This window comes from Corynebacterium sp. ES2730-CONJ, assembly GCF_024834055.1.
Taxonomy (GTDB): domain Bacteria; phylum Actinomycetota; class Actinomycetes; order Mycobacteriales; family Mycobacteriaceae; genus Corynebacterium.
Map to the genome: position 1 here is coordinate 21,373 of NZ_JANUXZ010000001.1, position 11,821 is coordinate 33,193.

The 11,821-nt window shown below is 49.4% G+C and carries 11 protein-coding genes; 6 read left to right on the forward strand and 5 right to left on the reverse strand.

The genetic code is table 11. The annotated features are described in order from the left end of the window. Nucleotides 1-42 precede the first annotated feature (42 nt). The 3 genes from NXS13_RS00115 to NXS13_RS00125 form a co-directional block, all read right to left on the reverse strand. Nucleotides 43-885, reverse strand: coding sequence for a class I SAM-dependent methyltransferase (locus NXS13_RS00115; RefSeq protein ID WP_259289193.1), 843 nt, complete (start codon nt 883-885; stop codon nt 43-45). 1,095 nt (nt 886-1,980) lie between these two features. Next, nucleotides 1,981-2,721, reverse strand: a complete 741-nt coding sequence (locus NXS13_RS00120; RefSeq protein WP_259289194.1) for an ABC transporter permease — start codon at nt 2,719-2,721, stop codon at nt 1,981-1,983. Further along, nucleotides 2,721-3,701 (reverse strand): ABC transporter ATP-binding protein, encoded by a 981-nt coding sequence (locus NXS13_RS00125; RefSeq protein WP_259289195.1) that lies wholly within the window; start codon nt 3,699-3,701, stop codon nt 2,721-2,723. Before NXS13_RS00125 ends, NXS13_RS00120 begins: the two co-directional genes overlap by 1 nt. A 949-nt stretch (nt 3,702-4,650) precedes the next feature. On the opposite strand from NXS13_RS00125, the gene NXS13_RS09325 reads away from it, so the two are divergent. Continuing rightward, entirely contained in the window at nt 4,651-4,851 is a 201-nt protein-coding gene (locus tag NXS13_RS09325) for a type IIL restriction-modification enzyme MmeI (RefSeq protein ID WP_310593313.1), read from the forward strand. A gap of 1,547 nt (nt 4,852-6,398) precedes the next feature. Here the strand turns inward: NXS13_RS09325 and NXS13_RS00130 are convergent. Next, entirely contained in the window at nt 6,399-6,572 is a 174-nt protein-coding gene (locus tag NXS13_RS00130; RefSeq protein WP_259077036.1) for a hypothetical protein, read from the reverse strand. A 759-nt stretch (nt 6,573-7,331) separates the two neighbouring features. Between NXS13_RS00130 and NXS13_RS00135 the strand changes: the two genes are divergently transcribed. Both NXS13_RS00135 and NXS13_RS00140 read left to right on the forward strand, forming a co-directional pair. Next, complete coding sequence (locus tag NXS13_RS00135; RefSeq protein WP_259077034.1) at nt 7,332-7,535, forward strand: type IIL restriction-modification enzyme MmeI; 204 nt, start codon at nt 7,332-7,334, stop codon at nt 7,533-7,535. A 44-nt stretch (nt 7,536-7,579) separates the two neighbouring features. Then, nucleotides 7,580-7,945 carry a hypothetical protein gene (locus NXS13_RS00140; RefSeq protein ID WP_259289196.1) on the forward strand — a complete coding sequence of 122 codons (366 nt, stop codon included), beginning with the start codon at nt 7,580-7,582 and terminating at the stop codon, nt 7,943-7,945. 177 nt (nt 7,946-8,122) lie between these two features. Here the strand turns inward: NXS13_RS00140 and NXS13_RS00145 are convergent, their stop codons facing one another. Then, a complete protein-coding gene (locus NXS13_RS00145; protein ID WP_259289197.1) occupies nt 8,123-8,767 on the reverse strand; it encodes a trypsin-like serine protease in 645 nt (214 codons plus the stop codon). A 3-nt stretch (nt 8,768-8,770) separates the two neighbouring features. Here NXS13_RS00145 and NXS13_RS00150 point away from each other — a divergent pair, with 3 nt between their 5' ends. From NXS13_RS00150 to NXS13_RS00160, 3 genes are all read left to right on the forward strand, one after another. Further along, entirely contained in the window at nt 8,771-9,646 is an 876-nt protein-coding gene (locus tag NXS13_RS00150; protein WP_259289198.1) for a hypothetical protein, read from the forward strand. 48 nt (nt 9,647-9,694) lie between these two features. Beyond that, nucleotides 9,695-10,819 carry a hypothetical protein gene (locus NXS13_RS00155; protein WP_259289199.1) on the forward strand — a complete coding sequence of 375 codons (1,125 nt, stop codon included), beginning with the start codon at nt 9,695-9,697 and terminating at the stop codon, nt 10,817-10,819. 809 nt (nt 10,820-11,628) lie between these two features. After that, nucleotides 11,629-11,802 carry an Rv0909 family putative TA system antitoxin gene (locus NXS13_RS00160; protein ID WP_259289200.1) on the forward strand — a complete coding sequence of 58 codons (174 nt, stop codon included), beginning with the start codon at nt 11,629-11,631 and terminating at the stop codon, nt 11,800-11,802. The last annotated feature ends 19 nt before the right edge of the window (nt 11,803-11,821 follow it).

Sequence of the window (11,821 nt, forward strand, 5' to 3'; positions counted from 1 at the left end):
AGAGATTTCTGGATCACAGCATTCTTCTATCTTCTGCTCATCTCAGCGGGCTTTCTGCAAAAGGAAAGCATCAACCCTATAGGGCAGCGCGAGCGGACGGGCAGGATCTAATTCAAGTTTTTCGAAGAGATACCACGTCAAATTTTTTGTGAGGCGTTCGCGATCCTTGTCACGAGCCCGCAGCCAGTAGGAGCGGGTCTGGGCTAACTCTAGGAGTTGTGGAGGGTAGATGATCTGATCCCAAGAACCGCGGTAGTCCTCGACAATGAGCCAAGGCGGAGCGACCTGGGGGACGAAGCCGCGCTTGAGCGTATCGCCTGAGTGCATAATGCGGCTGAGCCGATGCACCCACGGGATATCGACATCGAGTGTATTCCACACCAAAAGAACTGAGGCATCAATCGTCGAGATCCGTGCGAGTTCTTTACTAGCCCGCTCATTATCCATCCAATGCCATGCTTGAGCAACAGTTATAAGGTCGAAAGAGCCCTCGGTACACGGTATCTCCTCTGCGTTCGCCCTGAGAATTGGAATCTGGGGTAGGGCGCGAGTAAAACTACGTGCCATATCGGCGCTGGGTTCGAGCGCATAAATCTGCTGGAATCTAGAGTCTTGAGCTAAAAGCTCGGTGAATTTTCCCGTTCCAGCTCCTATGTCGAGGACTTTATCTGCTTTGCCAATGAGGTCGAGAACTTCAATGGGATAGGACGGGCGGATATCGTGATAAAGGGTGGCGCCTGTAATAAACGCTTGGGACATATTCTTGCGATGAGACTGGCCGCGAAAACGGGGGAGATGTCGCTGAGAGATCGAAGGGATAGGCGTTGTCACCTGAGCATAAGGATCTTTAATCAGCGGCTGGAGTGGATCATCGGATCTAGACATGGTAGATAAAGTCTAGCGGACAACACAGGTATCGTGGCACTCTATGCAGGGCCTAATCAACAGTCTGGTAGGTGGTCTCCACATGTAACGCCCGACACATAGTTTCAAGTAGTGAAACCCCACTCCAGCGGTTGCAGCCAGCCTAGGATAGAGAATGGCTCTTCGATACGAACCAGTAATGTCCTTGATGACAGCGCGTAGATAACCGGGTACGGCCGGAAGAGCAATGATGACCGTTGGCGCATCGTAGTATGCCCAAGAAGTAACGACGTTATTTTTACGCGTAACATCCGGCCAATAGAATGCACATAACGTATGAATTACCTTAAGTACCAAACCAGCCACCGCTAATCACCGCAATTTTCTAGCATCTACGGCGGCTTACATAGGTTAAGGACATAAATATACACACTGCCAGGGCAATCAATATTAGTCAGCGTTTCTCCTACTGATTCTTCCAACAATGGAACGAACATCGAGCCATCGTCCAAGAAGTAATCCCATTCCGCAGTCAGGCCGGTCTCGCACGATAATTTTTTTGTAATTTCCTTAATTTCAACAAGCCTTAGCCCCAAGCCCCTCTGACCAATTACATAGTCTTTCACTCCCATGGGAAAGATTGCAGGCTTATTTGAAGAACTCGTACGTAAAGAACGTTTGAGCGAGAAATCAACTATAATAACTCTACCGCCCGGAACTAGATAGTTCGGGAAAATAGATAAAGCGTTCCGTGGATAATCAACTAGAGATAATGTTAGCCTACAAACAATACAATCAAACCATTCATGAAATTGTCGATTATATTCGGCGATATATTGTTGAAGAAACTATGGCCTGAATTCCGAAGAGAAAATTGATTTCTCGCAAAATTCAGGGCCTGGGTGTCTATGTCAATACCCGTATAGTCGGTTTCCCCCATCCCTGGTCTTCCAATGACTTCAAAACATGAGATAATTGCCCAAACTGACAGCCGGCATCCAAAAGATTTTGAGGAGGACTCCCAATTAGGGATGCGCCTAATTGAGCGTAACGGGGGAAGAAAATAGTCATGAACCCGGTTTGCGCCAAAGCTAGTTAGCGGAAATTGGAAACCACTCAAGAGAGTTTTCGCCTAACTGCTAAGGTGTTTAGCAGAGCAAAGCCTGCGGTCCACGCCCCAAACCCGATCAAGGTCGCCGTAGCTAGGTTATTTCCTAGCCCAAGATCAACAATGAGATCTCGCGCGGCCCGTGAAGGTAGCAACAAGCTTAAATCATTCAATCGCTCCGGCATGTAGGAAGGCGAAACCAAGATTCCGCCAGCAAAAGCCAATGTTAAAAAGAGTAACTGGGCAACAGTAACAACGGATTTCGTAGTCAAGATCCTCCCCATGAAGCTGCCGAGCAAACCGAACATCACTGTCGATGCCACCAGGCCGCCGGTCGCAGCCACAAAATGCCGTGTCAGTTCGAATTCGGTAGTAACCAGAGCGCAGCCCAAGAGCAGAGCTATACCCACCACCATCATGAGGCTAACTGTGACGATATGGGCGATATAGCGGGGGAAGAGGCCGTAAGGCAAAGTCCGTAGATAGTTAGCAAACCCAGTCTGCCTATCCTGGGCAATCGAAGTACTAAACCCAAACAAACAGGTTGACATTGAAATCATCACGACCAGCTGCAGCGTCGATTCAGTCGCAAGATGGGCATCCTCTACAACTTGTGAGTTCGGAAGAACAAAGAACACAAAACACAACAGCGGAATGACAATATTTCCAGTCAGAGCCATCAAATCCCGAAATGTTTCCAAAACCACAACTTTGAGATGACCAGAAAAAACCCTTAACGCATTAGTCATTATCGCAGCTCCTCAAAATTGGTGGTTACCTGTTCACGCAATCGTGTCTCCATAGCTTCTTCCAACGACATGGGGTTAGCTCGGAGTTCTGTGAAATTAACTCCGCTGGCAACTAGCTCTTTAACAAAAGCATTGATATTGCTAACGGTAAACTTCAGGCGCCTGCCGTTGCCGTCCCCTGCGCTCATGGAAGGGGAGTCCGCGCCTTGAGAAAGCTCGCAACTGCCAACGCTAGGCAGGCTTTGCACTACTTCGGGGTTATCCACTGTGCATTCAACAACGGTTGCTTGTGACACTCGCAGAAACTCAGCTTTAGTCATGTAACCTTTGCTTCGTCCCTTATCTAGGAGAAGAATATGATCAGCAAGCAAATCCACCTCATCTAAATAGTGTGAAGTTAGCAAGGTCGCGACACCACGCTGAGACTGCCGTTGAATTTTATCCCACATTAATCGGCGGGCTTCGGTGTCTAATCCAGTGGTCGGCTCATCCAGGAGAACCAATTTCGGATCTCCAAGGTAAGCCAAGGCCACACTGACGCGGTGTTTTTGGCCACCAGAGAGGCTACGCAACTGCTTTTTTGCGAATTGCCCGATGTCCCAACTTTCCAGGTGCTTCAAGCAAAAATCAGTATCTGTGGGACTGCCAGGAAACTGCGATGAGACGAACTGCGCCATTTCAAGAGCGCTCAAAGAATCCGGCAGCTTTGTTTCTTGCGGCACTAGACCCAGAGCTTGTTTACTTACGCGAGCTGTTGGCCGTTGACCTAGAACCCTAATGTCACCGCAAGTAGGCTCCTCTAAACCACTAATCAGTCTAATGAGAGTAGATTTCCCGGCACCATTCGGGCCCAGGACTCCCAAGATATCACCACTGGAGATAGTGAAGGTGATGTCATCAAGAACCGTTGTATCCCGGTATCGTTTCCCAATCATCTCCGCAGCCACTGTAAACACTTTTTCCCCTATCAAGTTATCCATAACTAGGTTAATTCATAAATTCTCGCAGATCGAAAAAATTGCACTTGAACGCTCCTGAGGTTTCCAATATGTCCAGAACGTCACTATCTTCAGGCGTGGAAATGACTTGAACCTGGCGCAGATAGGAAAGCACCAATTAGTTACCCTGGCGTCTGCATGTGAAGCCAGGGTTCTACACTAACCTCGATATACCGATGTCTTTATCAGACATCCTTAGGCCCACCTCCGATAGAAAAGAGCAGCATAATTATCAGGCCGAGTGCGAAACCTATCCCAACCACAGCTATGGATTTGGCAACGTCGCCTTCCATTAGATAGTTGGCTCCGCCACCGAGCAGTCCTGCAGTGACAGATATTAATAAGCCCCGTTTAAATGATGCTTTCAAAAGCTAAACCTTTCTATATTTGCATATTTACTTCTTAAAGAAAATAGACTAGCCTGCAACTTACTTTTTTACCCTCAGGTACCTTGGGGTATAAACCCTACTTTAGGGCCATCTCCCACACTTAGGTTAGCAAAAGCAATCCTAATTTGCACTTTATGCGTTAATAAATTAAATTTCCCCGCCGCGGGCTAAGGGACAAGAAGCGTGTATAGATCGGCCCGAAAATAGCGGGTTATGCGGCGTTATGTAGGTGCCTACTCCTCCCGGGGGTCGCTCGGGCTGCTTGTGCCGAAATCCACGCTTTTTGTTCCAGATGTGATATTTGGGTGTCGTTTTCTAGCTTTAAGCTATGGCAAATCTATATACCAAATGGCCCACCACGTAGCGGACTTCAGTGCGAGAAGTAAGAATCTTCTACACGGGAGCTATCCCAGGTGCCGCACCTGTTCACTGAACGCAGGCAACCTCAAGAACCATTTTTTGTGTATTCCAAGGGTTGTAAGTGAGATACGCAACTTTTTACCGTTGCACGGTATGACGAAACAGTAGTTCCATCAGACGCTGTGTTCCGGGCACCTGATGAAGACGGACTACTGATCGCTTTAATTTCTTCTTCCATGTTCATCACGTGGCAAAGAACCGTAGGGGGTCGGTTGGAATCGCGACTACGCTTTTCAACACGCTTACGTGGAATACCTTCCCCGTGCCTGATTTGGATGAGGCAACAAGGGAGCGGATTATCAACGCGGGCAAGAAAGTTTTAGCTGCCCGGGAGTTGTACCCGGAGCGTTCCTTGGCTAATCATCACACTCCGCTAGCGATGTCGCTTGAGTTGGTGAAGGTGCATGACGCATTGACCGTGAGGTTGATAAAGCGATGGGAGCGCCTCGCAAACTCACGAGCGAGAAGCAACGCCAAGAGGTCCCATTTAGTAGCTACGCTGCGCTTTTTCATGGTTAAGCTACCGCGGGGCTTCGCCTTAACTTCCGCCAATGGAGGGCAGGCAGACCGCAGCCAAGCGCTGGCAAGACCCCAACAGTGACTACGCGAAGAAAGAACGCCAGAAACTCGCAGCAGCCAACAAGCGTTAGAAACTGGCGGGCAACGAAACCCGCGCGAGAGTCTTAGCCGTCTATGCTGCCGAGCTAGCCCAGACCGGCAAAGTGCTTTCAGGCGCGGCTATTGGCCGTGAATTAGGCATCACTTGCAAGACGACAAGCGCTCATTTACGCGAACTTAGGGCTGCCGGATTGATTGGCTAAAAGTGCAACCCGCCGTAAGCAATATACGCTTCCCCCGGGCGGTAGCCGGTTGGTTACTATCTTCGATTAGAAAACCTTTAGTAGTAGGGGTGTGTTTTCCCTAGGGAAAGTACTTACCTAGAGGGGATTGTTTGGTGAGTGCTTGGGTGGTGGTTGGTTGTGTCGGGGCGGGTGGTTGAAGAGAGTTTCTCTCACCCCCTGGGCAGCAGGGAGACTTCTCATTAGTATGTGCTTCAAGTCATACTACAGAGAGGCTAAAATTCTGGAACCCAGGTTGCTGTTTAACAGCCCAAGCGTCGAAGGAAGAAAAAATGGAAATCCTCGTCATTGGGGCTACTCCTTTAGTTCCTGTTCTTATAATTTCGCTTGCTTTTAAAGGGGCGCAAATGCTGATTAATCTTCAAAAAGAAGTTAATCACATCTCGAAAGAACTTCGGAGCAGAGATACTTAACCAGCTTCACAAGCAACGACCCGGAACTCATTTAGCTTTGTTGGAGCGGGGGGGTTGTAGCAAGCTTTGTGGCGAGTCTGCCGGGTTCTTGGAGCACCGGTTGTAGCGTTAAGTGCACGCTTTGGAGAAAGAGGGCGCGCACTTTTCGTTATGCGTGCACAGGGGCGCGTTTGAAGAAGAAAGCGGCGCGCGCTTTCGGCGGACGTAGGGAAGCTCGGGCAGAACGCGCAAAAGTGCCACGAACGCCGTAGTTGTAGCCGCGAGTTTGGGGCAGTTTAAGACGTTCTCGGGAATGGCTTAGGTATCGCGCGGGGTGAAAATGTTTCACCGGTTTTCCTCTCGCGCGGGGTCAGTTGTAGCGCTGGTTTGGGTACGGCGGTCAGTGCGCGCACCCCAAGGCTCTTGGAGTGCATATGGTGTGTGGCAGTTTCGAGGATCAGAGTCGACGCCATGCGCCGAGCAGTAGAGCTAGGGAGAGCGGGGGCAGGGAATCCGAGAGGGTCGGAGAGCGTGCGAAGCCTAGCCAAACAATGCAGAAATAAACGGTGATAAAACGTTATGCCAGGTTGGCGTCCGGCAGACGACTTTACTCGCCGGTTATTCCTGATGACTGTTTTTGACGTGATTGACCAGTACTGCCGCAACTATGGCGAGCAGTATGAGGATGGCAAATCCGAGGATCGACCTGTTTGAAATGGCGACATAACCTGAGATTGCCAGCCCAAATAGTGCAACGACAATCGCATTGGGCGATATTTTATGCCTGTTCATGAGTCATCTTTCGCACTTGATCGTTAAGTACACTCGCTGTTACGAACCGCTCCGGCCCTTGTGTAATTGATCTTTATGCGATTATTGCACATATTGTGGTGGCTGAGAACCACTGTTGCCCCGGTGATGATAGCTCTAACGACGGTGCAGGTAGCTCACCCGACACCGGGAATGGCGCAGATGGCGGCCCCTAGGGCAAACCCCGATCCTCTAATGATCAGGTCCTTCTCAAGAGGGGTGAACTCTACCCAAAAGCCCCCTTCTTCATTCCCTCCACTTGCGTAGGGGGTGATGGCATGTGAATCCTTCAACGTTAGATCCATGTGCTCGAGGTCGAAGGTTACGGGGGAGTCGTCATTTACAGTTCGGGGAACATCCGAGTTGATCAGCTCCTCAAAAGCTTGATCCAGAACCTCCGGAGTGACTGATGTCTCTGCATCGGTCTGTTATTGGAACTCCTGAAGGGTTAAAGGATCGTCTTTTTCGGCAGCGACGGCTTGACCCTGACCAGAGAAAAGGATAGCGACGGAAGCTAGTTAAGCCAGGGATTTTGATCGAGGTCTCATAGTGTTTCCAATCCTTAGAGAGGGGAGATTCGTGATCTAGGTTACATACGATCCAAATTGTCTTCAACATTTTTAGGAAATGTCAGATCATGGGTCGTTAGGTCGACCAATAATCATCATCAGGCGGTGATAGAGGGGAGCGAAGAAGCACGCTAGAGAGTCACCTGAGGATAGCCTGAACTCCTACCTTGGTTTGGCCGCGCGCGAGCTTCACCTCGATCACTCGCGCGTTGACCACTACGACCCGTTAGCAATGGACCATGCCCTTGTTAGAGCTCACGATGATCTAGATCGGGAACTCGATAAAGCGATGGGAGTTCCGCGCAAGCTCACCAACGAGCGGCAGCGCCAAGAGATTCTGTTTGCGAACTATGCTGATATGTCTCGCGAGAACTAGCGCAGGTCCAGGAAATCTCTTTCGGGCAGAGTGCGCACACCGGTGTGAGAGCATCCGAGCACGCCTACAAGATGGCACAATCCCACGGCGGAGCCGGGCGGCCCGGGGACAAGCCACCAGTGTCAGATCGTCTAACCATTGCCAGGCGTGTGCGTGGATACGTCACCACGTCCTCAAGCCCGGATTATCAAGGCCACAGCGCTAGCGAGAAAGCCACCAGCAGCGAACGCAAAGCACTCGCCACCATGAGACACAAAGGCTGTAAGAAAGCCGCAGAGTGCTGGGAAAACGATCCTAATGGAGAAGATACGAAAGCAGCGCGTAAGAAGCTCCAAGCTGCCAATGCACCTCGCCAGAGCCAGGGAAAAGGAACCCGAGGGCGGGTGCTAGCAACAGCGATGGATGTCTGAACCCAGACAGGAAGCTTCCGTCAGGACGAACCGTAGGCCAGGAACTAGGCATTACTCGGCAGCAAGCTAATCGTCATTTGAACGCTCTAAGGGAGGCTGGTCTTATTTAGCCAAGGGGTGGAACATGCCGTAAGCAATAGACGGTTCCCCTGGCGCTAGGCAGTGAGAGTAAGAAGATTACGTGCTTGATAGTTTAAAAGAGCTAGATGGGGGTGTACTTGATAATCCACCTTCGTGTGGAACTTGGGGCTTGCTTGCATCTGGGCAAACGGTGGCTGCATGCTTTAGGCCGATGTTCGCCTTGGATTTTTCCTGGTCCGTGAAACTTGAATTGTTGTGGACTGTTTCTTTAATCCAGGAAACTCGTGGCACAACGTGGGTATGCCACATGGGGCGGTCTTTTCCATCGTTGCATTCGGGGTTGAATCCGCCGGCAATATGCACTGCGTAGAGGGTATTGTCCTTGTAGATGGGGGCTCCTGAGTCTCCGCCACAGGAACGTGAAGCAGTTGCGGATGTCCCTTTGAAAACAGCTGTGTATGTAGCGTTCCCGAAATCCAGGGAGTCAACTTTTTTAGAAATGACTGTCTTAGCTGAGGAGGCATAGTCTTGGCGCTGCGCGTACCCGGTAAGTACGGCTTGATCCCCAATGGTTAACGGCTCATTAGCAAGGATAAAGGTATCTGCGTGGATTCCTGTGCCTACTTTAATGAAAGCAACATCATCGTTTGGAGAGTTGGTATGGATAGCAGCGATACCTGCTACTTCGCCGATGAACTCATCACTCCAGATGGAATAGGACTCTTCAATGTCTTCGAACATGGGATGATCTACTGGACACCGAAGACAGGAGCGCAGGCTGTTTATGAACCGATCTTGTCTAAGTGGGCTAAAGTTGAATACGAAAGAAGCCGCTATGGATATTATCCTGTAGCACCGCAGGAAAACATTGGAGAGTGGCATGTGCGTCAACGCTTTGAGCGAGGCGAAATAGCATCCTTTAATGAAACTATCTCTAGTTTGGCCAAGTCTTTTGGCTTAGATGGTCAAGGGGCGCAAGAGATATTTGATGTGCTAATGAAAGACTTTGCAGATCACGGTATTGATAGCAAAATAGGATTTGAAAATCCTTTAGCGAATTCTCTTAAGTCGCTTGAATTTAATCAATCCAATCTGCTCGCAGCGCTAGTTGAAGCTCCTGTTTTGCAATCGAACAGCGATAATGAAGCTGCGGGTTGCAGTTATATTCCACCTGGAAACTCGAATACTCTTGCCGGAGACGTATTCTATTCTGTGGCTACTACTCATACTTACAATCGTGGCCATAATGGCATCTTCGTTAAAGAGGGGGCCACAACGGAAGAAATTGAGACGGTGGAAGCCGTTAATCCTGAGCGAGGCGTCCAGAGGCTTTTAGGGAGCATTCAAGAAGGTGTATGCGCTCCGAGACTCTTGCACGTTAAAACCGATGACGCCACTCGAGCAGGTGCCGTAGCCTTTGCTAAGAAGCAGGACCAGGGAGGAAAAGGCTATAACAAGAAGTCTCTCGCAACTCGTATTGGGCCGTTAGAGCAAGATGCATACAATTGCGCACAACTGGTATGGGCTGCATATAAGAAAGCTTCTGGTGGTGGTCTTGATATCGGCGAAGAGTATCCCTATGAACCTTATAGCCAGCTGTTATGCCTTCTGACATTTTGAAGTCGCATAATACCTACGAATACTGATCGGAAGTCAACATTGCCCAGAATGCTATTTCGAAAGCTTCTAACGGTTTGGGCTTTGGGAGCGAGCGCATTTGTTGTATCTTCATGTGCGCAAGAGACCCCACAGCAATCAAAAGCTCTTGTTTCTTGGGAATGGGGTGGTATCGCTAGAGCTGTTTCTGTGGCTCCTTCCGCAAACAACCATAACTACGTTTTTGGATCAAACGCTGACGAAGTGGATTCTCTTTCTGAACTTGCTTCGGTGTATAACCCTTCGATAGAGAGGCTTGGTGAAGGGTACATGGCACCAGATATGGATCAAATGGTTGTTTTTGATTCGCATTTTCACAAGCAATCTGAGAGACCAATTGAAGGTTTAGTATTACCGACCCAAACGACTTCTGCTGGTTCAGCAAACAACGAAACAGCAGTGTTTGTTTTTAATGAAAGTAAGAGTGGTAGTCCGTACGCTAGCCGCATCGTGCTTGCTACTGAGGACACTACAAATGTGGTAACTCGTGATATGAGGCCGATCGCATTGAGGGCTTGTACTGATAAAACAGCTGTCTGGATAGAACGCGATGAAGATGATGGCAGCGGATTAACGCTTGTGCGTATGGGAGTTGATGGATTACTGTCTGAGTCTCGTCTCAACGGGCCTACTGGAATAGTTGCCTCAGAATTTTTCTCCGTTCTTGGGTGCTGGAAAGAAAATTCCTATATTTCATTTCCTGACGAATTTAGTAGTGCGGATGTTTTTTCAGTCGATGGTCTAAGCAAGAAACAAACCTTGAAACATGAAGGAAAACTCGAGGAGCTACCAGGACCAGGTGTACATAGGTCTTCTCGCTACGAAGAAGGAAGTGTGTCATACTTTTCGCATCGAAGAACGCTCCTGGAAGTCGATCTTGTGCATCAGGAAATTAGAGAAACTGAACCTCTTATTGGTGCAGATCGTCGCCCTGTATCTGCAACGAGCGACGGAGAGAATCTGCGTATTGTGACTCAGCCGCTCGACGGTGCCGAAGAGCTTCTCGTGCATTCATTTTCGTTTGAAAGTCCCGCTCCGGATGAGGTCGGCACCCATATCGCAAAGCTTAGCCAGCTTATGCGCGGCGGTACTGCAAAAGATGCATATGCGATTCCGATGTCTATTTACCCTTATTAGTCGCTGTGCGTGGTGCTAGTCCACGGGTTTAGTTCGGGCAAGGAAGTCGCACAAGCGACTTCCTTGCTCTGTGTCACTATCCCGCCTTAAAAGGGTGTTCGGATAAAATAGTGGGCAGCTCCACCGTCAAGGTGAGCTACCCACCACAATTGGGCTGAGATTTATAGTCGATCGTTTTTTCAGCCATTTTTTCTTTGGTTGTCGTGATCCGCGTCGTGTGGTGGCGTCTAGTCTTGATCAGTTGGTCGCTGCTCGTGCGAGTAACTCTCACCAGTAGCACTCAACCCCAGTGAGTTCAAGATAGATGTACTTCAGCCATTACAGGTAGGCATGAGATAGACCGTGGTGATAAGTGACCCCCCTAACCCCGAGGTGAGGTGCTCACGAGTACTGAGCGCCGTGGGCGACGGGAGGGTTATAGTGATCTTCGATTTAAATGGTTAGCCTCTGACGAGGTGCGGCTAAGAGCGAAGTCTGAGAGTCCTTGGTGAGTACAGGGCCTAATCAAAGCTAATGCCGAGTAAAAGCCCATGCCGCACGGGGCAGAGTACCCAGATAGGTATAGGTCAATCGCAGTGGTTAATTTTCCTAAGTATTCACTTAACCCACTGCAGGGCTCGGCTACAGCCTGGGCCGCTGCAACGGCGGGGTAATTTGGGCGATCTCATTGTTTTCTTATGAGAGGAGGACAAGGTTATTAATCAACAAGATCACCGGCTTGCCTTCTTTTCGCCAGCCCTGTCGGCACTGGCACAGATAATCCTCTACATTGGTGGAAGACACTGTAGGCAAACCAGAAAGGATTCAATATGTCCTTAGCAGACAAAGCTAAGCAACTTCTCAACAGCGAGCAAGGTGAAAAGTTCAGTGATGCGGCTCTCGATAAAGCAGCCGATTTAGCCAAAGAGAAGCTTGGTGAGGATAAGGCTGCCAAAATTGACTCCCTACGCGAGAAGGCTGATAGAAAATTGGGCAACCAATAGCTAGAAAAAGAAAGATGCT

Excerpts from the sequence above, each read along its gene's own strand:
- NXS13_RS00115 (WP_259289193.1), bottom strand. The coding sequence starts at position 885 with ATGTCTAGATCCGATGATCCACTCCAGCCGCTGATTAAAGATCCTTAT.
- NXS13_RS00120 (WP_259289194.1), bottom strand. The coding sequence starts at position 2,721 with ATGACTAATGCGTTAAGGGTTTTTTCTGGTCATCTCAAAGTTGTGGTT.
- NXS13_RS00125 (WP_259289195.1), bottom strand. The coding sequence starts at position 3,701 with ATGGATAACTTGATAGGGGAAAAAGTGTTTACAGTGGCTGCGGAGATG.
- NXS13_RS00130 (WP_259077036.1), bottom strand. The coding sequence starts at position 6,572 with ATGAACAGGCATAAAATATCGCCCAATGCGATTGTCGTTGCACTATTT.
- NXS13_RS00145 (WP_259289197.1), bottom strand. The coding sequence starts at position 8,767 with ATGTTCGAAGACATTGAAGAGTCCTATTCCATCTGGAGTGATGAGTTC.
- NXS13_RS00150 (WP_259289198.1), top strand. The coding sequence starts at position 8,771 with ATGATCTACTGGACACCGAAGACAGGAGCGCAGGCTGTTTATGAACCG.
- NXS13_RS00155 (WP_259289199.1), top strand. The coding sequence starts at position 9,695 with ATGCTATTTCGAAAGCTTCTAACGGTTTGGGCTTTGGGAGCGAGCGCA.
- NXS13_RS00160 (WP_259289200.1), top strand. The coding sequence starts at position 11,629 with ATGTCCTTAGCAGACAAAGCTAAGCAACTTCTCAACAGCGAGCAAGGT.